This is a genomic window from Pseudomonas sp. LTR0 (genome assembly GCF_036630035.1).
GTDB lineage: Bacteria > Pseudomonadota > Gammaproteobacteria > Pseudomonadales > Pseudomonadaceae > Aquipseudomonas > Aquipseudomonas putida_Y.
Genome location: NZ_CP123734.1, coordinates 3,915,563 through 3,940,985, shown reverse-complemented (window position 1 = coordinate 3,940,985; position 25,423 = coordinate 3,915,563). Strand labels below are relative to the sequence as shown.

Annotated in this window: 14 protein-coding genes and 1 pseudogene; 10 read left to right on the top strand and 5 right to left on the bottom strand. The window is 58.2% G+C overall.

The annotated features are described in order from the left end of the window. Positions 1-242 precede the first annotated feature (242 nt). The 7 genes from QCL51_RS18075 (at position 243) to QCL51_RS18045 (ending at position 17,599) form a co-directional block, all read left to right on the top strand. Complete coding sequence (locus QCL51_RS18075) at positions 243-2,051, top strand: hypothetical protein (RefSeq protein ID WP_028696972.1); 1,809 nt, start codon at positions 243-245, stop codon at positions 2,049-2,051. A gap of 275 nt (positions 2,052-2,326) precedes the next feature. After that, on the top strand, positions 2,327-4,669 hold the full coding sequence (locus QCL51_RS18070; protein WP_223271148.1) for a hypothetical protein: 2,343 nt from the start codon (positions 2,327-2,329) through the stop codon (positions 4,667-4,669). 2 nt (positions 4,670-4,671) lie between these two features. Then, a complete protein-coding gene (locus tag QCL51_RS18065) occupies positions 4,672-7,503 on the top strand; it encodes a hypothetical protein (RefSeq protein ID WP_028696970.1) in 2,832 nt (943 codons plus the stop codon). 54 nt (positions 7,504-7,557) lie between these two features. Beyond that, a complete protein-coding gene (locus QCL51_RS18060) occupies positions 7,558-11,403 on the top strand; it encodes a sugar-binding protein (RefSeq protein WP_338443921.1) in 3,846 nt (1,281 codons plus the stop codon). A 301-nt stretch (positions 11,404-11,704) separates the two neighbouring features. Then, positions 11,705-13,714 carry a hypothetical protein gene (locus QCL51_RS18055; RefSeq protein ID WP_338443919.1) on the top strand — a complete coding sequence of 670 codons (2,010 nt, stop codon included), beginning with the start codon at positions 11,705-11,707 and terminating at the stop codon, positions 13,712-13,714. Between the two features lie 160 nt (positions 13,715-13,874). After that, a complete protein-coding gene (locus QCL51_RS18050) occupies positions 13,875-16,070 on the top strand; it encodes an autotransporter outer membrane beta-barrel domain-containing protein (RefSeq protein WP_028696967.1) in 2,196 nt (731 codons plus the stop codon). 71 nt (positions 16,071-16,141) lie between these two features. Next, positions 16,142-17,599, top strand: coding sequence for a hypothetical protein (locus QCL51_RS18045; protein WP_223271151.1), 1,458 nt, complete (start codon positions 16,142-16,144; stop codon positions 17,597-17,599). Positions 17,600-17,613: 14 nt separating this feature from the next. Here QCL51_RS18045 and QCL51_RS18040 read toward each other — a convergent pair whose 3' ends face one another. The 4 genes from QCL51_RS18040 to QCL51_RS18025 form a co-directional block, all read right to left on the bottom strand. Further along, positions 17,614-18,351 carry a molecular chaperone gene (locus QCL51_RS18040; RefSeq protein WP_021784799.1) on the bottom strand — a complete coding sequence of 246 codons (738 nt, stop codon included), beginning with the start codon at positions 18,349-18,351 and terminating at the stop codon, positions 17,614-17,616. Positions 18,352-18,406: 55 nt separating this feature from the next. Continuing rightward, complete coding sequence (locus tag QCL51_RS18035) at positions 18,407-18,949, bottom strand: fimbrial protein (protein WP_021784800.1); 543 nt, start codon at positions 18,947-18,949, stop codon at positions 18,407-18,409. 162 nt (positions 18,950-19,111) lie between these two features. After that, positions 19,112-19,516, bottom strand: coding sequence for a PA2817 family protein (locus QCL51_RS18030; protein WP_021784801.1), 405 nt, complete (start codon positions 19,514-19,516; stop codon positions 19,112-19,114). A 79-nt stretch (positions 19,517-19,595) separates the two neighbouring features. Further along, on the bottom strand, positions 19,596-22,043 hold the full coding sequence (locus tag QCL51_RS18025) for an acyl-CoA dehydrogenase (RefSeq protein ID WP_021784802.1): 2,448 nt from the start codon (positions 22,041-22,043) through the stop codon (positions 19,596-19,598). Positions 22,044-22,422: 379 nt separating this feature from the next. Between QCL51_RS18025 and QCL51_RS18020 the strand changes: the two genes are divergently transcribed. From QCL51_RS18020 to QCL51_RS18010, 3 genes are all read left to right on the top strand, one after another. Further along, positions 22,423-23,046 carry a glutathione S-transferase gene (locus tag QCL51_RS18020; protein WP_021784803.1) on the top strand — a complete coding sequence of 208 codons (624 nt, stop codon included), beginning with the start codon at positions 22,423-22,425 and terminating at the stop codon, positions 23,044-23,046. A 133-nt stretch (positions 23,047-23,179) separates the two neighbouring features. Beyond that, positions 23,180-24,112: an ABC transporter ATP-binding protein gene (locus QCL51_RS18015; protein WP_019752231.1), complete on the top strand. Its 933-nt coding sequence runs from the start codon at positions 23,180-23,182 to the stop codon at positions 24,110-24,112. Next, the gene (locus tag QCL51_RS18010; RefSeq protein WP_003247128.1) at positions 24,109-24,888 is read left to right on the top strand and encodes an ABC transporter permease; all 780 of its coding nucleotides are present in this window, start codon (positions 24,109-24,111) and stop codon (positions 24,886-24,888) included. Before QCL51_RS18015 ends, QCL51_RS18010 begins: the two co-directional genes overlap by 4 nt. 9 nt (positions 24,889-24,897) lie before the next feature. On the opposite strand, the pseudogene QCL51_RS18005 reads toward QCL51_RS18010, so the two are convergent. Beyond that, a pseudogene (locus QCL51_RS18005) lies at positions 24,898-25,404 on the bottom strand (DUF2062 domain-containing protein); the annotation flags it as partial. Between the last annotated feature and the right edge of the window lie 19 nt (positions 25,405-25,423).

The window sequence follows — 25,423 nt, the reverse complement described above, 5'->3', positions numbered from 1 at the left end:
GCTTTCTCTGGCGCGCACCTAGCAGTTTTACCAGTTGTTCGACCGATCCGAGCAGGGCTATAACTTTGCTGAAATATGTTGCTGGCAGACGAGGCCCAAGTGTTCCAGGGCGTAGCGTTCAGCTGGCACTCCTACAGTCGCCCATGCGATGGCGTCGACGTATTCGTCCTGTTCAAATTGGCAGGTTGATCAGCGATTGCGACGTTTCAGCGTAAAGGGTAATTAACCTGAGGTCGCTTGACATGAGTGGGCTGAAAGCTGCACCCGAGAAGCCGCATATCCCTGATTTGAATGAACGTGATGAGATAGATCTGGATAAATTGGGTGCCGATGCATTGGTCGTGCGTATTAAGTACACGGGTATGGATGACGCAGATACTGTAAGCCCACGCTGGATAGGGGCTAACCCGGGCGGTGATGCCTTCGATGATACAGGCGCGGGGTACCCGGTCGACCCGATAGATGGGGTCGAGGTAAAGATCGATAACGCAACTATCCGAGGCGCCGCTGGCGGATGGGCATTTCTGTCCTACACCGTATTCCCATCCGGCGGCAACCCGCTGGAGTCACTTCGGCAGTTTTGCTATGTGGGGGTGCGCCCGCAAGAGGGAGGCGAGACGCTAGCGGTGCTACAGGCGCTGCCCTCGCACGGCTTGGTCATTCAGCCCCGCAAGCTCCCCGTCGGTGGTGTGGTGACCGTGCTTGTCGCTCCCTACCAGGCCATGCAGCCGGGAGACAAAGTCCATCTCAAGGTGGTCGGCTACGACGAAGATGGGGATAAAGATGATGATTGGTCCAGGACGCTGGTAGTCGATGAAGACCATTTCGGCAAGAAAGCCCTCTCGGCCACCGTTCCCAAAAACTTTTTCAGCTTACTGGAAAAGGGCCATGCAGAGGGCTCTTACAGCATTGAATTGGTGAACGGCAGCAAGCTCGATTCGCCTGTCCAACGCTGGGAAATCGACTCGGGCGCGACTTTGCCCCAGCCCCTCGAAAAACCTGCCATCGATGGGCATGCGGAGGGCGAACCGCTGGAGCCGGCGAAGCTCCGCTCGGGCGTGACGATCCGGGTTCCGGTGTACCCTTCGATGGCGCCGTCTGACCGCGTTGTCATGCATTGGCGCAGCCCGGTGGGGGACCTGATCCAGTCGGTGCGTGTCGATCCCAGCACCATGGAGGCGGCCTCGATCCCTTTTCAGGTTTCTGGCGAAACCTTGGCGTCCAATGGGGGCACGACGGTGTGGTTGAGCTACCAATATGGCCGACCGGGCGAGAGCCTGAGTTCGAGCGAGTTGCAGGTAGAGATACTGCCAATGCGAGAGGCGCTGGTGGCGCCTGATATCAGGGGTGCCAACCCGGATGCAACGCCAGATTGGGGAACGATGGAGGCGCTGTCTGGTATTGACGGCGTATATGTTGTAGTGCCCACCGGCGTTGTCGCGCCTGGAGAACGCGTGCAGGTGCATTGGATGGGGCATTCCGAATGGGGCCAATACGTGGCCAAGGAGCCGGCGAGCACAGCCGACCCGCTGCGTTTTCTCATCCCGGCGCAGTATGTTGTGGCGAATATGGCGCGGGGTAACAAGGACGAATCCAGGCGTTTCAAGGTGTTTTACCGGGTGATCAACGAAGCCGATGAAGCTGATTATTTCGACTCGGTGGCCTACCACCTGCGAGTAGCGCCACTGCCACATGAACAGTTGCCGCAGATTATCTGCAAGGGTGTCGTTGGTAAAGAGCTGCCGCTCTCGAAAGTGCCTGAAGACGGTGCCGAGCTAGAGCTGGGAACTTGGCACTTCATTGCTGAAAAGCAACTACTGACCTTGTCGATCGTCGGCGTGACGGCAGAGGGCGAGCAGGAATACGTGTTTCACGATGCTATCGAAGTCTCCTCAGGGGAAGTCGAGGCCGGGGTGAAGGCGAAGTTACCCAAGGACATATTGAAGCGGCTCATCGTGGATCAGGGATTCACGTTGTATCCACGGCTCAGCTATGACGGTGGAATTTACTATACGCCCTTTCGTGTTAATAGCTTGACGTTAGTCGACTAGTTCCAGGTTGTCGCGCATCAAGTGCTGGCGTTTTGTTTCCAGCGATGACGGGCGCTGAGTGATTTTAAGTGAAGTGCTGTCAGCAGGTTGTTTTGTTGTAACGCTGTGCGGGCACACTGCTGTGCAGTCTGTGATGCACCTTTCTTGTTTCTAGAGTTCAGAGGGTTAAATAAATGCCTAGGCCTACACTTGCTCAATATTTGAAATTCCTTGGAGAAAAGCCCCAGACGAAAGATTGGGGGGCTATACTGGTTTATGATCGTTTTAAGACCAACATGCTGTTGACCCAGGAGCACATTGAACGTTTCGACGGTAGCCATTGGCTAAAACCTATCAACCTGCGTGATCTAACTGAGACGGGTAGTTATATTGATCTGGCGGAGCTTACCTTCAGCAAACCCAGCTTGACCTTCGTCAACTCGAGCATTAGTAGCTCTGATGCGCGGTTGAGCATGCGTATGGTTGGCGGCACCATCAAGCATCTGCGCGAAAAGTCAGGCAGTGATACCTTGGAAGTGGTAAGCATCGCTCGGGTCGACCCACTGACCGCCCCGTCCGTGCGTATGAACATCTCTCTCAAAGAGAGCAACGGGGGCAACATTAATGACAAGGGCCGGGTAACACTGAACCTGGCCGAGGGTACAGCCTATACGTTCGAAGTTTCTGCATGGAAGGACTTGAACGATAAGGTGGGTAGCGCTATTCGGAAAGAGTTTCAAGGGAGGGAGGTGGAAGAGCAAGTATGGGAACTGAACACGCTCGCGCCAGTGGAAGGTGAATTGAAGCCGACTTCTTTCTCGGTTCGAACGCACTCACTGGCCAAGGCCGGCCAGGCGCTCGCGAGTACTGATCCGGCCGAACTTGAAGAGGGCGCGGTACTGGTTGGCGTGGCCTTCCATGGTGAGGCGGTCGGTGATTGGCCTGCGGGCGATGAAGGTTTTCCGTATTTACTGCCATTGCCAGCGCCGGGCAGTGAACACGACTCTTACACGTTAAACTTGATCATAAGTAATGACAGCTGGGTCAAGCATGTGCTCTCCAAGCTGTGGAGAAGTGTGCCCGAGATCACGGACCCGGAACCGGTGTTCGTACAAGAGGGTGCTTTCTGTGTAGGAATTGACTTTAGTTCCACGGTCAATTTCAGTTACCCAGGTGATCGCGAGGATTTTGACGAAGATAGCTGGGTGCGCTGGCAGCGTTATGACGCATTTGCTTTGACAGAGAATGACAAAAGTTTAAGGTTTCGCTTGGTCGCAAACAACAAAATTATTTTTCAGTGGGCTCCGGTTGCAGACGTTACATTCGAGGCTTATTTCCTTTGGACCGAGGTTTGGTGGACCGCTGAGCGGCGTGCGCGGTACAAGCTTTTGTGCACGAAAGAGTTTGATATTGACCTTGCAAATGATGGTAGAGTGATTTTCAAAGCCGGTTCTGAGACGTCGAAGGTCGTTGATATCGAGAATCTGGATGGTTATAACTGGGGGATCGGTCCATTTGAAAAATATATCATACAGGACACCGCCCCAGTCGTGTTGGAAAGCGTAGTTGCGAGTTTCAAGACGATCTGGACGGCTGTGAATAACGCATCGGTTTCGCTGGACGTTTTGCGTTTGAATGGGTTGTTGTTCCGTAGCAATCAGGTCGCTGAACCCCAGCTTGTGCGAACCCCGGGCGACCTGTCGTTGCTGGGTACCCTGGCACCGAAGTTCACCGCCTTTGCCATTGAACCTCTAGAGGCATCGATTGGGGCCGGTACAAGTCAGGACTTCGCCCTGACGACACCACCCAACGGCCCAGTTACCTGGACTGTCAAGCCCGTGCCAGGCTCAGAGGGTGAAATAGGCTCTATCAAGGATGGCACCTATACCGCGCCGACGCGGGACAAGATCACAGGTGCCTCGAAGCAGGTCATCGTCGAGGCCCAATCAGGCGACAGTATCAGTCGGGCATTGGTGACAGTCGTCGCTAGAAAAGTCTCGGCCTATCCGCTTCTACAGGTCGCCCATTATTCGCCGGAGCCTCCGACGAAACCCCGCACTTACCTGCTGATAGGTGGCAGCTTGGATGAACAGTTGCAGTGGAGCATGGGGGGCGGTGCCAAAGGCGCCTTGCGTGAGCCAAACGCCGACGACGATAACCTTGAGATTCCCCCGGGTGCGAACGCGCGCATTTATGAGGCACCGACCCATCAACCGGGTGCTGCGAACACGATTGGGCGCGTGTTGCAACTGGACACTGTGCGGGTATCCGCTGGGGGGGAGACGGACGTCTTCGATATCCTCATAGCGTGGTTCCCTGTCACTGGCGTGCTCAAGGCTACGCAGCCGGAAGAAGGAAAGCTGGCGCTGGAGCTTTGGACTCCAGGGGGAATGATGGACCCTGAGCTAATCCCGCCTGATGCGGTCGATTGGTACACGGTAAGGGGGGCGGGCAATATTGATGAAAAAACGGGTGTTTATACAATCAACGAAAAGGACAGCGATTACGTCATTCTTGCAGCGATTGAAAAGACTAGGCCCAATACCTGGGATTACGTCGTGCTTCCATTACCCTACGACCCGGATTACATCGAGAAGCTGAAGCAAGTCAAGCAAAACACCGGTGCGAAGGGGGCTTGATCATGGCTAGCAATTCAAAGGATGACCTGCTCGCAGAACTGAGCAAGGGTGACGCCATGCACGGCTGGGGTGCGATGCTCTCGATCGGCCGCGACCGTTTCAACCAACTGTTGCAGGATCGCTTTGTCGAGGCATTCGCGACCCAGGACTTTATCGTGCCGTTCAGCGGCGAATATTACGCGGATAACAACACCGAGAAGGTTGTTTTCGCGAACATCATGTTCGGCCCGCCCCAGGTGTCGTTCAGAGCGGCCAGTGGTCGGTCGGCACGGGTCAAGCTGAGCATGGAACTGATCGCCGGCAGGTGTAGCATGATTGCCGAGTACCCAGGCGAGCCTGGCTTCTTGAGGCGCAGCCATGTGCTGCAGCCGGGCATGGGCTTTCGATTCGAAGTGACCGTCGATTTGCAGGTAGTGCGGTCACGTAATGCCGACAAGGGCCAATTGGTCATCGATTGGAGTACGGTCTCCGACCCGGTCTGTAACCTGGCGCCAACCCCAAACGCCGAAAGCACCATGGGCGCATATTTGCTGCGGCAGCTGGGGCCGCAGTTGCGCAACTGGGCATTGCCGGTGGTAACGATCGAATTCCACTTTGGCTATAACGCAATGTCCGTGGTGGATTTCACTGTCGTGGCGCAAAAGGCCCCTGAAGGGGGGGGCAGCGGCTCATCGCCTGCGGACGATGGGGCCGTGGTGTTGCTCATGCAGTTAAGGGGTGCGCTGAAGTGGGGCTATGCGCCTGCCGGGTGGCTCTACCTACTGCCGGCGAGCGGTGCCGGCAAGGACAACTACGGTGCTTCGCTGCTGGTAAGCAAGGCTTGGGCCCCCCTGATGGCCAAGTTCGCCACCGACGTGTTGTCGCAGGTGGTCTTGCCGCAGAAACATGAGATTGCGATGTCCGAAGAGTACAAGAAGCATGACACCATCCTGTTTGGCGATATTACGCCTAGCAAGGACGCGCGTATTCTGCAGCCGGCGCTAAGTAGTCTAGGGGCTTCCAGGGACAAGCAATTCACCCTGACGGGCACGGCGCCCAGTGAATGGTCGGTGCGTAATCTCACTTATCCGCGTGCGTGCGGTGACATGGTGGCCGGGCGTTATACCGCTTCGGCCATCGACAAATTTGCCAGTGACTCGCAAGTTGTCGTAGTGACGGCCAAGCTGACCAACTCGCCCGACAGTGAAGTACGTACGGCATTAGTGGTCGAGTCCAGCGAGGCCTTGGCGATTTCACCCAAGGTAGTGCTCTGGAACAAAGGCGATCCTGCGCTCACGCTGACGGCGTCACATGGCGAGGGCATATCCTGGGCGCTCGAGGATGGCACCACTGACGGCTTTGAAGCGATTCCGGGAGACCCCCGCAGTGTCAGGTATACGCCGAGCGCCAAAGACGAAAAGGAGCCAGTGGAGCTGTTGCGTATAAAGGTGTCGCGCGGCGCCGACAGCGGCTATGCAACGGTGGTGATGATCAAATACTCCATGATGCTCCAGCTCGAGCCGTTCCATGTCACCCAAATGCCACCCAGCGGGACCCAGGACTTCGCTCTTCTCGATTATAAGGCGGACTCATGGTTGCTCTTCGGTAAAGGTACGCTTAAGGACGGTGTCTACACCGCGCCGGGGGCTGAGCCAGGCGGGCCGGGTGAAGTCAGCGTCGTTGTCGGCGTTGCCTACGGGCTTGGGGGGCTTGCCGTGATCGAGCACGGGCGTAACAGTGTGCAACAAATGGCCACACAGCAGGAGCGTTGGAAAGCGCTCAACAGATTTGAAGTTTTGCGTAATAACAGCAATCGTAACAAGGTCTGGGCCAATGGTTTGCAGCAGGTTGGCATCGACGTCGTTATCGAAACCAAAAGTTTCGAGGGGGCTGACGGGACTGTATGGGACCCGGTGAGCGATCAGGAATTATCGACGCTGGAGCTGCTATACGAGGACGGCAGCCCAGTCTACGTCTTGCCGGCTGGTGCTGATGGGTTGGACCCTGATGAGCTGCCTGAGGAGGCAGCTGACCAGAAATGGGCAGTTACCAAGCGTCGCAATGTTCGCTACGACTACTTTCCAGTTAGCGCGGTTCAGGCTGAGCAAGACTCATTGCTAGCGCCTATCGACGCACGGCGTACCGTGACCTTCTTTGTGAACGCCCTGGAGGCTGAGGTCAGGAAGTTCAAGGCCAAATTCCAGGATCATAACAACGGCTGGCATTACTCTGACCTCGTGGAGGAGGGCCCGGGGGTGCTCGAGCTGCAAGGGGTGCAAGTTTCCCCGCCCAATATTGATGATTACAAATTTGAGCCAAAGCGGGTGTATACCCACGATGGTAGTAATCACTCAAACGGCGACTTCTTCAACTATTGGCATTACACCACCGATTACTGGGTACTCAGAGCTCCCGGGCTCGAGTTTGTCAGGGCCCGTCTGGCGCATGCTTCGATGATGAAGTGGGAAAGCGAACTGATCGACGAAACCTACTGCAGCTACACAGGGTTTGCGTTCATTCCCCGTCGTGATACGGATTCCGTATCGCCACTGAGCGGCATCACGTATGGGGCTGAACTCGAGTTGCTGGTGCATGAGGAAAAGGTGAAGTTTGAGGGCCTGGATTATGAGTTCAAAGGCCATGAATCCGTCAGTGCTGGCACCCTGCTGTTGAGCCTGGACCGGGTACCGAACTTGAAATACTGGGTTGACACCGAACATACCGAGTATCGCAAGGTATTGGACAGACCACTGGTCGTAACGCTCACCGACAACTACGGCAATGCCCACCGCTTGAGAATTACCTTCAAGGGCGGTGTGGACAGCCGCAATCAGTTTGTCCTTGAGGGGCAGTAAAGCCAAGTCGCCCGTTCGCGGGCGACGCACCCCATTATCGAGTGAGTATTTACCATGACGACCCAATCCATCGTCCATTCCAATGCTTTCAACTTCCTCAGCTTCGTGCAGGGTGGCGTTGACCCGCGAACCGGGCAATACACACTGGCGATCCAGTTACCCGAACTGCCCGCCAACGACCTTAACGGCCCCAGCCTGCCGCTGCGGCTGTCCTACAACCCGATGAGCAAAGGGGATCCGGGGTTCGGAGGCGGTTGGAGCTTGAACCTGAGCCAATTCACGAACCGTGGGATGCTCAACCTGCATTCCGGTGAAAGCTTCAAAGTGGACGACAACGGTCCGGGTGAGCAGGCCGTGGTGCTAGAGCGCAAAATCGACAGCTTTCATTTTGAAAATGTCAGCGAAGGCGAGCAAAAGCGCTATCGCGTGGCGCACAAGACCGGTTTGATCGAGCTGCTTGAGCCACAGGCTCCCGATTACACCGTGTCCTTGCCCGTGCGGGTGCTGGCAGAGACAGGTCACGGCATCACCCTGGGCTACACGCCTGTGGACGGTGCGCCCTGCCTGGAATGGATCGTTGACGACACCAACAGGACCTTGCTGAAAATCGACTATTCCACCAGCGATGTGCTGATCGACTTGAACCCCGGGACCAAAGCCTTCGCACGTTACACCTTGGTACGCGACGGCGATGAACTGAAACAAGTCGTGTTACCCACCCCGGACAAGGCACGCTGGGAATTCGACTATCATCCGTTGCAAACTGAGTCGTGGGGCATTTTGCGTTTGTTGACCCATGTGCGGACCCCGCTCGGTGGCAGCGAAGCCATCGAATACAAGTACGATGGTCATGACTTGCCTGGCGGGAGGACGCTACCGTACGTAACGCGCCATGTCGTGAGCCCAGGCTTTGAACAGGACGATGTCGAAACACGCTATGCCTTCAGCAGCAACAATTATCTAGGTAATGGCGCCGGCGTCAGTTGGGAGGACAATGGCTTCGACAACTTGTACAAGTTCACCGGGAACGATTTTCTCTATACCTCGACGACAAGCCACTATATGAACAAGGTTGCGGTGCGCGTGGTCGAGCGCAGTTTCAACCGCTTCCATTTAATAACCAAACAGGTCACTACCCAGGAAGCCTGTGTCAATACCGTTACCACCACCTATCATGAGCTCGATAATTTAGAGTTCTCGGCACAACCGAATAATTTCCAGTTACCCAAGACCGTGACAACCGCCTGGCGGCTGGCAGGAAACTCAAACGCTTACCGGGAGCAGACAGTCACCACTGGCTATGACCCATACGGCAACCTGATACTGGAGCAGCAACCCAATGGTGTGACAACGCACAGCACCTATTACCCAGCGGCCGCCGAGGAAGGCTACCCCGGTGATCCAGAAGGCTTTGTCCGGTGGCTGAGATCGCGCACGGTGGAGCCCGCCGCCGAAGGCGATGCCGGAGCAGAAACACTGCGTAGCGACTATACCTACGTCAAATTGTCCGCCCTCGACGCTGATGCCAGGGGCAAGTTGCTTCAGCATACTGAAGCACTGGTGCGAGTGCAGGGCGCCAAGCTGTTGCGCCATACCCAGACTGAATATGCAGACAGCGTCGGCGGTACGTGGCATCGTGGCCTGGTGCGGGGGCGCCAGATCAAGGCATTGCGTCATGGCCAGTCCAGCCTCGCGACCCCACGCGACGATAAGTTGCAACATGGCCGGCCTGTCAGTGAAACGCTGAAGCTGAACGGCAAGGTTACCCATACAACCTATAACTACACCCGGGTTGAGGTGGACCAGCATCCCGCTGTGCAAACCGTGGCGACTCTGAGCGGCTTCGACCATGGGCATTATCTGCCAGGTACGGGCAAGCGTCACGCTCAAAAAGTCACCACTCTGCAGCATTCGGTGTTGATCGGTGAACCGCTGCTCCATTATGACGACAACTATGAGAGCAACGATGTACAGATCGCTTATACCTATGACGAGCTGCGACGCGTAACAAGCGAAACCGTTGCGCCGGATACCGAGTACACGGCGAAACGCGAGTACAGCTACCACCTGTCGTCCAATGGCAGCCAGGCTCTGCAGGTCATGGTAGACGTCAAGGGTGTTACCACCTGGAGCTATGTCGATGGCCTGAACCGTGAAGTTCGGCGGATGCGCCAAGACCCCGACTATGCGCTTACGCCAGCAGCCCAGGAAGCGCAGCGGCAGACCTATAGTGCAACGTACGATGCCCTGGGCAACCTGATTGAAGAGGTTGAACATGAGTGGCTGGCGCTGGAAGACCTGCAGCTGATCACCCGTTATGAGTACGACGCCTGGGGGCAGCGTTGCTGTGAGGTTGGGCCGGATGGTGTGCGCAACCATGAACAAACCGACCCGATCGGCACGCAAGACTCAGCAGGGCCGATCATCACGCAGTGGCGTGAATCGGGGGATGGTAAGGTGCGCACTGGCAAGACCGTGACATGGCAGAATCTGTTCGACAAACCAGTGCGTGTCGAGCGCTTGCGCCTTGATGGCAAACGGGAAAGCCTGCACCAGTATTTTTATGACGGCCTGGGCCGGACCTCTCGGGAAATCGATGGCCGCCAAGCGCAAACTGCTTTTGCCTACGATGAGTTCGATCGATTGCTCGTGCATACCTTGGCCGATAACTCGCAGGTGGTGCGTGAGTATGCGCCGCATAGCCACGAAGACCTGCCGGTGCTGATCAAAGTGTTGGAAACCGTTAGTGGGGTAGTGGAGGAGCATGTATTGGGCGAACAGGCCTTTGACGGCCTGAACCGTATGGTGGCGTCTGTCACCGGTGGTCGTCGGCGCTTGATGGAATATGCCCCGGGCATGCGCCAGCCGGAGTCAGTGATTTCCCCCCGTGGCGAGCATATTGTTTACAAGTATGTGCCACAGGTAGGTGAAGAGCCTTGGCAAAGGACCCTGGTTAACACCGAGGTGAATGCGGAATACGACTACGACACAAAAAATGCTCGGCTGCTCGGTTGCAAGGAAAATGGTGATGAGCTTTCGCGAGACTATTACAGTACCGGTCACCTGCGTTCGGAAACGCGTAGCCAGGGGGGGGGGGAACCGCTTCGCATGCAGTACGTCCACAGCCTTGGCGGTCGCCTGTTGAGTTACACGGATGTATTAGGAGGTGTTCAATCACACCGTTACAACGCATTGGGCCAGCTCGAGGAAACCAGCCTGGGTACACTGGTCAGCCGCTTCTACTATGACGCACTGGGCCGTATCGAGTCCTACATGACGGAAACGAAGGAACCCGACGGTACTGTGCGTAGCCTGACAACTACCTTGGGCTACGATGAGTTCGAGCGCGAGACATCCCGCATTTTTGATTTTGGCGACACGCAGCAGACGTTGACCCAAACCTACGATGCAGTGGATGCAATCGTGACTAAAACGCTTAGTGAGGGCGAGGGCACGCCGGTGCTGCGCGAAGAAAGCTACGTCTATGACGAGCGAGGCCGGTTGACCGACTACGAGTGTCAGGGTGAAGACGCCTATGTACCCGTAGACCCATATGGCAACAAGATCCAGCTGCAGCGCTTCGATATGGACGCACTGGATAACATCACCCGAGTGCGCACCCTGTTCGAGGAAGGCATGATCGATGCCCGTTATCATTTCGACAACCCTTGGGACCCCGCGCAACTGACGGGCATCACCATCAATGGGCTTGAAGATGAGCCGCGAATCATTGAGTTGGAATACGATGCCGATGGCAACCTGATACTGGATGAGGAGGGGCGTCAACTTGAATATGATGGGTTAGGGCGTTTGCAGCGTGTCAAGCTGGCGTCCGGTTCGGGTGGGGCTACCTATGGTTACGATGCGCTGGATCGGTTGGCGATGCAGGATGTACTGTGACCCTTTATCGAGGGGCTACCTGGCTTTGCAGGGGTAATGTCAAGTGGGCCCACCCCGTGGGTGAAAGGTCTTGCGCCTGCGCATAATGCTGCTTGCTTAAGCAGTTGAACCCAATCTGGGCTTTATGGAAAATCCGATACCAGCCCTCTGGTATCGGATTTTCACGTTTGAAAAAAGCATCTTTATAGAGGCGTCAACTGACATTTTTGTCAGTTGCCGATGGGGGATTTACGCTTTTTAATGGGTTCACCTGAGTTTGGTTGGTTTGTCGTTTTTCAACTTCTATCCAGCGGGTGAGGCTATGAACAAGCAAGTAAGCAAGTGGGCGGCGGCAGAACAAGCCCGTCAAAGCGTTCGCGGGGCCAGGGCCCGGGCAGTCGAGGTCGCGCCGCTCGATCCGCCAACTATCAAGGAATCGCTGTTGGCGGACCCAGCAGATAATACTGTGAAGAACAGCGTCTTGCTGAATCCAGCTGAAAACCTGATTATCGATCTGCAAGCTTGGGATACGTTTGCGCCGCCGGATTCTGGCCTGTTTGACACATTATATGTTTATCATACTGCGGCTACGGGTGGGCCAGAGGAAATGTTCAACCGGGAATTCAATGCCGATGATAAGCCTGGTTTTCCTTTTGCATTCACAGTTCCCAAAGCGAAGATAGAGTTGTGGGGGGAGGGTGAACACAAATTCAGTTGTGAAGTTCAGCCGTACAATGGTGGAGACAGGATAAAATCTGATGGTGAACTCAGCCTGATATTTGACCGTGTGCCTCCCTATGGCCAGGCACTGCCAGCACCCTTTACGCCAATTGCGGATGTGACGGATGCCAATATCGATAGCGTGGATTTGGCCTTCCCAGAATATGACGATTATAAGGCAGGCGATACCGTACATGTGTATTGGCTGAAAAGCGTGCCTGACGATCCATCCGAATTTAAACCTGTTGTGAGTGTGCCTGTGCAAGCGCCACCACAAGCGTTGCGAGTGCCTAAGAAGGCCATCGAAGACATGGGTGACGGCGGCGTCTATGCACTCTACCTGTTGGTGGACAAGGCAGGGAACATCAGCAAGCTCTCGCAGTATCTCCCGGTAGGGGTGGCTATCGGGCCCTTGCCCACCGGGTTGCAGGACCCTGTAGTGCCGTTAGCGCCTTCTGGTGATGGTTTGATTGACCAAGAGGATGTTTTCACCGGTGTTAGCGTGCAGATCCCTGAATTTTCAAACTTCAAGCCCACGGATGAGCTTGAAGTGACATGGGGGACGCTCAAGCTCGGCTGGCAACCGATCGGCAACGCTCCCCGCTTCCCCTTGGTCGTCAACCTGACGTCGCTGCAAGTGTGGGAGCAGTATGGTAGTTCAAGCAGCGGCGATGTGCAGACGCCCGTCAGCTATGAGCTGCGACGAGGGGCGGTCTCGGCAGGTAGCAAATCCATTGATGTGAACGTCAACCTCGAACGCATTGGGCCGGTTGACCCAAATCCGGACCCAGAATGGCCAGGGCCCGTCAACCCGAAGCTGGGGCCGGTCACGGTAACTGGTGCAATCTCAGGTAAAGCCAACGAACTGACCCCGGCCGATGAAACGCATCCTGCATCGTTGACGTTTTTGCTTGATGCTGCATTCAAAGAGGGTGACAACATTACCTTCTATTGGGGGGCGCAGCATATTGCTGATGCGGATTATCCTGTAGAAAGTGGAGACCCCGGCTCGAATATTACGTGTGAAATTCCCTGGGAATATATCGAGGCAGGCAAGAACGGAACCGTACCGGTTCATTATGAGATCACGCGCACTGGCATTCCTAATAAAACGGCTTCACCCTCTACGGATGTGTTAGTCAATGCCATCGTTTTGCGCCCCGAAGCACCTGCTTTCTTAGGCGGAAATACCGAAGCGCCAGTAGGCTGGCTGGGGTGTAAGTCGTTGTTCGATCCAAACGACCCCACTGACACCGTCCCATCTATTCGGGTTCAAGTGCCTGATCTTGCTCAGTATGGCTTGACAGAGAGTGATACGGTGACAATGCACTGGACGGCGGTGCATGGGTACTCTGGCGACACAAAAATCCCGGGTATCGACAAGACAGAAGATATAGCCCTGACTGGCGGTAAGTTGAATGGATTCGTATGGCGGATCGAGCCATATGATAAGCACATTTTACCCATTCCTAACTACAGCACAACCATCAGGGAAGGGCGTGGTCGTGTAACGTATAGCTTCACCTTGGAGGGTAAGCCGTACACCTCACTTACCTTGGAACAAATTGTCTCCATGCACCAGCTTGGGGCTGCCTGCCCACTTAGGCAATGAGCAGTGAAAGGGCGGCGATAGAGCGCGCCATCGCCGTCCTTTCTGAAGTTGACGAAAGGGTTGTAGGGTTTTCCTACAGAATTTTCGGACTGTGTTTAGTAACTTTTCTGCCATAGCCGTTTGGCAGAAACATTAACTGACACAACTGAGGTCATTGCTGATGGGGATTGTGCAAAAACAACGCGGGGGGCCGTTGGTGCCGGCCAAGGTGGTCATGTCTGCGCTTATGATGCTAAGCCCAATTGCCCAAGCGTTGACGACCGTGGATGGCGACCTGACCATCGATGCGAATACACCACTCGATAACTATCAACTAAACCCAGGGGCCAGGCTTGACGCCAACGGTGCATCCACCCAGCACATCGATATTTTTGGCGGTGCGCACCTGGAGATGAGCGGCAGCACGGTGGATGCGCAACTGGACGATGGCATCGCCCTGCGGGGCGGTTCGAGCGCAAACGTAACTGCCAATTCGCGGGTGGTCAGCGCCCGCTACGGCCTGCGCTTGCAGCGCGACAACAGCCTGGGTGGCTCAACGGCCACCGTCAGTGACAGTTATGTCGAAGGCGCCAGGGGGGGGGCGCTGATATCGGCCGAGTCGACCCTTGTACTGCACAACAGCACACTGGTCGGTACCGGTACGGCCGCAGCTGCGGACATGTTTGACAACGCAACGCTCAGCGCGGAAGGCAGCCGTTTGCAGGGTGCACGGAATGGCTTGCGGATATTGTCTGCGCAGGCACAGCCTGGCACTGCGACGGTGAGCCTGGTGGGGTCGCACGTAGAGGGGCAGGACGGCTCTGCGATTGTGGTCGGCAACCCCGCGCTTGGCCCGGCTGAGGCCGATATCCTCGTAGCCGGAGGAAGCACCTTGCAAGGCAGCAACGGCGCGCTGCTGGAAGTTACGGGCAGTTCCACGGCACGCATGACGGTGGACAACAGCCAACTGGTGGGTGACGTGCGTGTCGAAGAGGGCTCCAGTGCCTCGCTGACGCTGGACAACCACGCCAGCCTGACAGGCCGACTGGAGAACGTCGCAGGCCTGACCCTGAGCAACCAGGCGCGCTGGAACATGGTCGAGGACAGCAAGGTCGGCAGCTTGGCCCTTGAGGGTGGCAGTGTCAGGTTTGGTGAGCCGGGCCAGTATCAGCGCTTGAGCGTGGGGACGCTGGCTGGCAGTGGCAACTTCATCATGGACGCCGACTTCAGTACCGGCGATAGCGATTACCTTGAAATCACCGGTACCGCCACCGGCAGCCATACCTTGCTGGTTGGCAGCAGTGGTGCCGACCCTGTGTCTGAGAACCAACTGCACCTGGTGCATGCCGCTGCAGGCGATGCGCAGTTTTCCTTGCTCAACGGCCCAGTCGACGTGGGCACGTTCTCCTACGAACTGGTGCAGCGTGGCAACGACTGGTTCCTCGACGGTGCGAGCAAGGTCATCAGCCCCGGTACCGCTTCGGTGCTGGCCCTGTTCAACACCGCGCCGACCGTATGGTATGGCGAGCTCACCACCTTGCGGAGCCGCATGGGCGAACTGCGCCTGGACCAAGGCAAGGCGGGTGGCTGGGTCAGGGCATATGGCAACAAGTACAACGTTTCCGATGCAGCGGGCAGTGCATACCAGCAGGTACAGCAGGGCTTCTCGTTAGGTGCTGATATGCCGCTGCCGCTTGGGGATGGCCAGTGGCTTCTGGGTGTGATGGCAGGGCACAGCAATTCGGACTTGAACCTGACGCGTGGCGCGTCTGCCGACGTCAAGAGTTATTACCTGGGGCTGTATGCCACCTGGCTCGATGCCCAGAGCGGTTACTATCTGGATGGGGTGGTCAAGCTCAACCGCTTTGACAACTCGTCGGATATCACATTGAGCGATGGCAAGCGCAGCAAAGGTGATTACGACAACTTCGGTGTGGGTGCATCCCTGGAGTTCGGTCGCCATCTGGAGCTGGGCAATGACTACTTCATCGAGCCCTATACGCAATGGTCAATGGTCACCATCCAAGGCAAGCACTATGACCTGGATAACGGAATGCAGGCGCGCGGCGACGTCACCCGCTCGCTGCTCGGCAAGGCCGGGGCCACCGTTGGGCGTACCTTCGACCTAGGTGCCGGGCGCAAGGTGCAACCCTACCTGCGCGCTGCCTACGCACATGAGTTCGTCGACGACAACCAGGTCAACGTCAACGACAACCGGTTTGACAATGATCTGTCGGGCTCGCGCGGCGAGCTGGGGCTGGGGGTTGCCGTTAGCATGACCGATCGCCTGCAACTGCACGCCGACTTCGATTACGCCAACGGTGAAAAGATCGAGCAGCCCTGGGGTGCCAACGTCGGGCTTCACTACAGCTGGTAGGGCTATTGCAACCGGGGAGGTATCGAACCTCCCCTTTTTGTGCCCGCCTGCACTGGATGGAGATGCAGAGTATGCAACGGTCTACACAGGGTACTTACGTTCCGGTTCCGGTCCCGCTCGATCCGCCGACGGCGCCGGATGCGCTACCCGACATTCCCGGCGGGCAGCACAATTTGCTGCCGGTTGCGGTGTTGGGTCGCCCACTGCGCATCGACATCCCGATGTGGGAATACTCGCGTCCAACTCCCGAACGCCCGGAATGGATCATCCTGTACTGGAACGGTTCAGAGGTCGAGAAAAAGACCTGGTACGACGACATACCGCCAGATGAGCTCTATGTGGATGTCCCGGTGCAGTTCCTCGAGCACGGGGTGGCGGCCGTCACCTATTTGGCCCACGGCTTCAATGGGGAGGAGGTCGGATCCATGCCTCTGTCTCTGACCATCGACGAGGTGGCGCCAGTGCTGGGTGACAACCAAGGGAGCCTGGTGTTCGATGAGGAAGTGCTCAGGGACGGCGTGACCGCGCGCTACCTCGAGAACAACGTCCTGCAGGCGCTGGTGCCGAGATATCAAACCCCCGCAGTGGCTGACACGCTGATCGTTTACTGGGATCGTGAGCCGTTTGCCAATGAAGAGGTCGATCGGTATGAACTGATGGACCCTAGCCGGCCGATAAGCATCGTATTTTCCAAGGAAATGATACTGGCGCGCGGTGATGGCAAGCGCTATGTCCATTACAAGGTCTGTGACCGTGCCGGTAACCTGAGCGCTGGTTCACAGCCAGTCACGCTGGAGGTGGCTGCCACGCCGATACCGCGAAGTTTGCCGCCGGTGTTGATCGACCAGGCAGAGGGCTGGGGGGCACAACAGACGCTGACGCTCAATGACTTTTACCCGCCGTTACTGGTTGAGGTCCCGGCGAGTGCGGTTATCTACCCGGATGAAACCCTCACGGTGGTGTGGGGAGCGCCGGGCACAGCGGGGTACTTTACGACCAGCACGCCGTACAACGGGCAAGAGCGTTTCTTCGAAATACCCACCCAGTACGTTTTGGCGCAAAGCACGCATACCGTTACGGTGCTATACCGCGTGAGTGACAACGCCAATGCGCTTGATTCCGACGCACTTGCTCTGGACGTGAAAGCGCGCTCGGAGCGGTTGCCCCAACCCGAGTTGGATGGGGCCAATGCCGATGGGTTCAGCCTGGGCAAGGCGCCAGCCAATGTGCCGATCCGGCTGGGCACTTGGCCTTTGATTGCCGAGGGGCAGCAGGTCAGCATTCAGCTGACCGGGGTCTTGCCTGGTGGCAGCGACGCGCCAGCGTATGACGTGCTGTTTGCGCATGCGTTATCTGCTACCGAGGCCGACGAGGGAATTGGCATGCGCGATGATGTGACGGTACCTAAAACCCACCTGGCCACCCTATGGATCGGTCATAATTTTACTATCACGGCGTCCGTAAGCTTCGATGAGGGCGCGACTTGGGTAGCGTTTCGTCCCGTGCTCAACCTGCCACTGCGCGATTGATGGAAAGTGTTGGATCACGGCCTTGCAACCGGGCTGGAGACCTCTGCAGTTATGCCACTGTAGTCACTGATCGTGGTGAACTTCACCTGTAGCCCATCGGTGACTGTCATGGTGTTCAGCGCATAGGCCTGCGTGCCCAGGGGCAAGGCCATGGCCTTGGCGTTGATGGTTTCACTCGCGCCATTGCCACTTACCACCAGGCGGCTGAAGGTGAAGTGATAAGGCGACGGGTTATCGACGACCAGATGCGGTTTTCCATCTATTTGTTGCACCGACCAGGCCAGGTCTTTCAACCGGTCTTGCGGGCGGCCTTTGAGCTCACTGGGACGATAGAACAGCTTGATGCGCGTGCGCAGGGCGATGTTGAGGATGTTCTCTCCGTCATTGGTCGCTGCCTGCGGTATTTCCTGCAGGTTGAAATAGAACACGGACTCACGATCACGGGGGAGATCGTTAGGCAGGGCATTGATTTGCACCGTCTGTTCGCCACCGGGGTCGAGGCGGAACAGGTTAGGGGCAGCGATCAGGGGGACGGCAGTGGTTGCGTCGTCGGCTTGGGTGTTTACCCAGGCCTGCGCCGCGTACGGCCTGTTGGAGGGGTTGGCGACGATGACCGAGGAGCTGCGTTTGGCGCTGTCGTGCACCACTCGCGTGTGGCTGATGGTGAGTGCCGCTTGTGCGCCGGGGAGAATGGCTGTGAGCAGCGCCAGGCAGCTGCATGAGGTGATCAGAAGTCGAGAAAGGGGTGACATGGTGTTTGACCGGGCAGGAATGGTGGACTCCAGGTGCGGGCACCTGGAGTAGGTATCAAGGCATGTCTACCGTGAAGGCGACTTCAGCTTGTGCTACGCCGTCGGTGATAACTGCTGCATCCGCGTAAGACTCGTACGAGGCGTAGAACACCATCTCCGTTGGGCGATCTACGTATAGATCGTATTCGATGGAATCACTGTCGGGTGCAATTTTGGCTTTCAGCCTGTCTTTGATCGCGACGCCCACGCCCGTGGCACCGTTGACGCCATAAAGGTCGGTGCCGACTATGCCGTGCAAGGGGGTATATTTCACGGTTGCGGTCTCGGATGGTGGAATTATGCAGGCCGAAGTCGGTGTTATCTTCAGCGCGAATGCCTTGTCAGGCGTGGAGGTGCCAGGGGTGTGGAAGTAGCCTTTCGTGAAGTTACCCAGCGATACCTCGGGGATAACGCTGGCGCCTGGGGCGACGACTTCAATCGGGCAGGTACCGCCGCCGTAGATGGTACCGTAGAAGCTGATCTGGCCTGTTTCATCGTCGAGAGCGAATGCGCTGCTGCTGGCCATCGCCATGGCGAGCATGAGCAAAGTTTTTTTCATTGGCAGTTCCTTGATGTTGTCGTGTTGACTAGGGGACGCTCCCTTGCGTCGGCTTCGAGCCGAAGGGGGAGCGGCCAACAGCATAGGGGGGGAGGCCAATGGTTGAATGTAGGATTAAGTGGCAGCTGGGTACGGATTTTTAGGGCGGCAGCGCACGTGTGTTCAGGACTTTTTTACGGCTTCCAGCAGAGCCTGCTTTTGTGCATGCCAGTCAAACCGCAGGCCGTCCCGTTCCGCTTCATAGCGCAGATCTTCCAGGTTCTGGTAGAGCTGCAGCTCTTCGTCCGGCATGAAGTGCAGGCAGTCGCCACCGAAGAACCACAGCAGGTCGCGCGGCACCAGGTGGGCGATTTGCGGATAGCGCTGAATCACCTGGCATATCAGGTCTTGGCCCAGATATTGGCTTTCCAGCGGGTTTTGCGGCAACAGGGTCAGCAGCTCGTCGAAGCGGTCGAGGAACAGGGTGTGGCTTTCCTCCGGTACCTGCTCGGCTTCACCCAGGGCCACCAATATGGTGCGCAGGTGGTTCAGCAGTTGCAGGTGGTATTCCACGTGGGGGGTGGCCATTGGGGTGGTCCTCGGAATGGTTGAAACGGGGCGCGGAGTATACGCCGGTTGGGGAAGGGGCCGCAAAACGGCCCCTGTCTCAGCGTACCTTGCCTTGCTCCGGCAGCAGCTGTGCCTTGTCGAAGGCATCCACGTCGATCACGGCACGGCGCGCTTGTTCGGCCGCGTGCAGGCGTTGCGCCTGATCAGGCTGAAGTACACCACTGTCGACTGCCGCATCGATCACCGACTGCCCGGGCGCCGGTCGTACCTTGCCTTCCTTGATTGCCTGATGCAGCGCGTTGTGCAGCGGCGTCGACGCCTCCAGCAGGTCGCAGGCTCGTTGCAGGGCTGCCACCGGGTCGCCGTTGGCTTGCGGCCTGAAGCAACCGGCAAGCAGCTCTTCCAGCGCAGGGTCGCCTTTGCTGCGCCCTATCAGCGCTGCCACCTCGGCGTCCAGTTCATCGCTCGGCCCGGTGTGACGGCGGCCAAAGGGGAACACCAGCACCCGTAGCGCGCAGCCGACGAAGCGGTTGGGGAAGTTGTCGAGCAACCGGTCCAGGGCGTGCTCCGCCTGGCCCAGGCTTTCTTCCATGGCCCAGCGCAGCAGGGGCTGCATGTGCTCGGGCGAACCGAGATCGTGGTAGCGCTTGAGTGCGGCACTGGACAGGTACAGGTAGCTGAGTACATCGCCCAGCCGCGCACTCAGGCGCTCCCGGCGCTTGAGCGCCCCGCCCAGCAGCATCATCGACAGGTCGGCCAGCAGGGCAAAGGCGGCGGCCTGGCGGTTGAGGGCTCGGAAATACCCCTGACTCAGCGTGTCCCCCGGTACTTTCTCGAAAACCCCCAACCCCAGGTTGAACACCAGAGTGCTGGCCGCGTTGCCGGCGGCGAACAGGATGTGTTTCATCAGCAGGTCATCGAATTCCTGAAGTGCCTGATCGTGGTCTTCACGCCCGGCCAACGCCATCTCCTTGAGCACGAACGGGTGGCAGCGAATGGCGCCCTGGCCGAAGATCATCAGGTTGCGCGAAAGGATGTTGGCGCCTTCAACCGTGATGAAGATCGGCGCCCCTTGCCAGTTGCGGCCCAGGTAGTTGTTCGGGCCCATGATGATGCCCTTGCCACCGTGCACGTCCATGGCGTGCTGGATGCATTCGCGGCCACGCTCGGTGAGGTGGTACTTGAGGATCGCCGACAGCACCGAGGGTTTCTCGCCAAGATCCACGGCCTTCGCGGTCAGCAGGCGGGCACTGTCCATCAGCCAGGCGTTGCCGCCAATGCGTGCCAGCGATTCCTGGATACCTTCGAAGGCCGCCAGTGGCACGTTGAATTGCTCGCGGATATTGGCGTACTGGCCGGTCACCAGGCTGGTGTACTTGGCAGCCCCTGTACCCACGGCAGGCAGTGAGATGGAACGACCTACCGACAGGCAGTTCATCAGCATCATCCAGCCTTTGCCAAGCATCGCTTGGCCGCCAATGAGGAAGTCCAGCGGGACGAACACGTCCTTGCCGCTGTTGGGGCCATTCATGAACGCGGCGCCCAGTGGCAGGTGGCGTTTACCGATTTCCACCCCGGGGGTATCGGTGGGGATCAGTGCCAGGCTGATGCCCAGTTCTTCCTCATCGCCCAGCAGGTGGTCCGGGTCGTAGGCCTTGAATGCCAGGCCCAGCAGGGTGGCGACCGGGCCGAGGGTGATGTAGCGCTTTTCCCAGTTCAGGCGCAGGCCGATCACTTCTTCGCCTTGCCACTGGCCTTTGCAGATGATGCCGGTGTCGGGCATGGCGCCAGCGTCGGAGCCGGCCAGTGGCCCGGTGAGGGCGAAGCAGGGGATTTCCTCGCCTCGGGCCAGGCGGGGCAGGTAGTGGTTGCGTTGTTCGTCGGTGCCGTAGTGCAGCAGCAGTTCGGCAGGGCCGAGGGAGTTGGGCACCATCACCGTGGAGGCCAGATCACCGCTGCGGGTGGCCAGTTTCATCGCCACCTGGGAGTGGGCGTAGGCGGAGAAGCCCTTGCCGCCGTATTCCTTGGGGATGATCAGGGCGAAAAAGCCATGCTGCTTGATATGTGCCCAGGCTTCGGGCGGCAAGTCCAGGTCCTGGCCGATCTGCCAGTCGCTGACCATGGCGCACAGTGCTTCGGTCGGGCCATCGATGAAGGCCTGTTCTTCATCGGTCAGTTTCGGTGCCGGGTAGGCCAGCAAGGTGCGCCAGTCGGGGCGGCCACTGAACAGTTCGCCGTCCCACCACACGGTGCCGGCGTCGATGGCCTCGCGCTCAGTCTGCGACATGGGCGGCAGGGTGCGCTGGAACCAGCGAAATACCGGGGCGGTAAACACCTTGCGCCGCCACTGCGGGAGTGCAACCAGGGCGATCTTCAGGGCAAGCACCACCCAGATCAGGGCCAGCAGCCAGCCGGGGGCACTGCTGAAAATGCCCATCAACAGCACATAGGCCGCCAGGATGCCGAGAATCTGCAAAGGCGCCAGGCGCCGGTGCGTGAGGTACGCCGCGCCGATTACCAGCACCACCAACCACAACAGCAACATAATCGGTCCTCCTTGGAACCTAGGGCTTGAGCCGTCCCAGACAGCTTAGACGCAATGCTGTGAACGGCATGTTCAGAACAGTGACAGGGTGTGGCGGTGGGAGTTTCAGTTCATTTGTTCGCCTGTACCGGCCTGTTCGCGGGTGAACCCGCTCCTACAGCGGAACGTGGCGATGCCAGCGATTGAAGAATGCGGTGGCGGCCGCGACGGTGAATGACCGGCAGGCTCGGCCTATGTGCGGGTAAAACCCACGCAGGAATACCAGTGATATGAAGACGGTGGTGATCCTGTGGGAGCGGGCTTGCCCGCGAAGAGGCCAGTACAGGCGACGAAGGTCTGGAGTAGACTGTGCCACCTCCGCATTCAAAAGGATGTTGCCATGCTGAAGATCTGGGGCCGCAAGAATTCGAGCAATGTGCGCAAGGCACTGTGGATCGCCCACGAACTGGGCCTGGACTTCGAGTCCATCGACGCCGGTGGCGCCTTCGGCGTGGTCAACGAGCCGCACTACCGTGCCCGAAACCCCAACGGTCTGGTGCCGATGCTCGAAGACGGCGACCTGACCTTGTGGGAGTCCAACACCATCGTCCGCTACCTGTGCGCGGAGTACGGCACTGAGCAGGGCTGGTATCAGGCAGACCCACGCCAACGCGCCCTGGCCGACAAATGGATGGACTGGACCACATCGTCCTTCGCTACCCCATTCCGGCCCCTGTTCTGGGGCCTGCTGCGCACGCCGGAAGACCAGCGCGACTGGGTGGCGATCAACGCCGCGCACAAGCAGTGCGCGCAATTACTGGCCATTGCCGACGAAACCCTGGCCAATCAGCCGTACCTGTCCGGTGACCAGATCGGCATGGGCGACATCCCACTGGGTAGCTTCATCTATGCCTGGTTCGAAATGCCCATCGAGCGCCCCGACATGTACCACCTTCAGACCTGGTATGAGCGCCTGAAGCAACGCCCGGCCTACCAGGCCGCAGTGATGACTGCGCTCACTTGAACCCGCTTCGATAGTCATTATCAATAGATGTGACTGTACTTGTGCAGCCTGGCCTTGCACCATGGCTGCACGCACTGCGCCAGTGACTTTACCTGGCGTGTCCTGCACCTTTTTCTTCGGTAAGTGACCCGCTATGAGTTCTGCCCTGTCCATCCGACAGCTGACCAAGACCTACGGCAATGGCTTTCAGGCCCTCAAAGGCATCGACCTCGATGTTGCCGAAGGCGACTTCTTCGCCTTGCTCGGCCCCAACGGTGCCGGCAAATCCACCACCATTGGCATTCTCTCGACCCTGGTGAACAAGACCAGCGGCACAGTGAGCGTGTTCGGTCACGACCTGGACCGCGAGCCCTCCGCGCTCAAGCGTTGCCTGGGCGTGGTGCCGCAAGAGTTCAACTTCAACCAGTTCGAGAAGACCTTCGACATCGTCGTGACCCAGGCCGGGTATTACGGCATCCCGCCCAAGCTGGCCAAGGAGCGTGCCGAGCAGTACCTGACCCAGCTGGGCCTGTGGGACAAACGTGATGTGCAGTCGCGTTCGTTGTCTGGCGGCATGAAGCGGCGCCTGATGATTGCCCGCGCATTGATCCACGAACCGCGTCTGCTGATCCTGGACGAACCCACCGCCGGGGTGGATATCGAGCTGCGCCGCTCGATGTGGAGCTTCCTCACCGAGCTGAACCAGAAGGGCATCACCATCATCCTCACCACGCACTACCTGGAAGAGGCTGAACAGCTGTGCCGTAACATCGGCATCATCGACCATGGCACCATCGTCGAGAACACCAGCATGCGCCAGTTGCTGGGCAAGCTGCATGTCGAAACCTTCGTGCTCGACCTCAAGCAGGACCTGGCCGCGGCGCCGGTACTGCAGGGCTACCCGTGCCGGCTGCTGACCCCGCATACCCTGGAAGTGCAGGTGGACAAGGACATCGGCATCACCGCGCTGTTCGGCCAGCTGGCGCTGCAGAACATCGAGGTGCAGAGCCTGCGCAACAAGACCAACCGACTTGAGGAGCTGTTCGTGTCCCTGGTGGAAAAAAACCTGTCGAAGGTGGCCGTATGAGTGTGGAACTGCGCACCAACTGGGTCGCCCTGAACACCATCGTCTACCGCGAAGTGCGGCGCTTCCTGCGCATCTGGCCGCAAACGTTGCTGCCGCCAGCGATCACCATGGTGCTGTACTTCGTCATCTTCGGTAACCTGATTGGCCGGCAGATCGGCGATATGGGTGGCTTCACCTACATGCAGTACATCGTGCCGGGGCTGATCATGATGTCGGTGATCACCAACTCCTATGGCAACGTGGTGTCGAGCTTTTTCGGCAGCAAGTTCCAGCGCTCGATCGAAGAACTGATGGTGTCGCCGGTGTCGCCGCACACCATTCTCGTCGGCTATGTGCTGGGTGGGGTGCTGCGTGGTTTGGCGGTGGGTGTGATCGTGACCATTTTGTCGATGTTCTTCACCGACCTGCAGGTGCACCACCTGGGCGTGACCGTGGTGGTTGTGCTGCTGACGGCCACCATCTTTTCGCTGCTTGGCTTCGTCAACGCCGTGTTTGCGCGTAACTTCGACGATATTTCGATCATCCCGACCTTCGTGCTGACGCCGTTGACCTACCTGGGCGGAGTGTTCTACTCGATCAACCTGCTGCCGCCGTTCTGGCAGACCGTGTCGTTGGCCAACCCGGTGCTGCACATGGTCAACTCGTTCCGCTACGGCATTCTAGGGGTGTCGGATATCAGCATTGGCACGGCGATCACCTTCATGCTGGTGGCCACTGCGGTGCTCTACGTTGTTTGCGTTCGCTTGCTGGTCAGCGGCCGTGGCATGCGGGCCTGAAGCCTTGCACCGGCATTGGCGACGACGCCACTGCCGGCCCACCCACCAGCGCCAGTAGAACATGGTGGTGAAGTAGGCGAGGATGCCCAGCACCACGCCGCACACCACCGAGCCGAGCAGGAAGGGTTGCCACAGCGTCGACAGCTGGTCGGTGATCCACTGGAAGGTCAGCTCGTCGGGCAGGGTGCGCGGCGGTACCTGCATCAGCCAGGCACCGGTCATGTAGGTGACGAAGAACACCGGCGGCATGGTCAACGGGTTGGTCAGCCACACCAGGCTGACGGCGACCGGCAGGTTGCCGCGCACCGGGATCGCCAGGGCCGCCGCCAGCAGCATCTGCATCGGTATGGGAATAAGCGCCGCGAACAGGCCCACACCCATGGCTCTGGCCACCGAATGGCGGTTCAGGTGCCAGAGGTTGGGGTCGTGCAGCAATTTGCCGAAAAAGCGTAAGGACTTGTGTTCCCGAATGCTGGTCGGGTCCGGCATGTAGCGTTTGAAAAGTCGGCGCGGCATGTAGGCTCCCGGAGCGTTG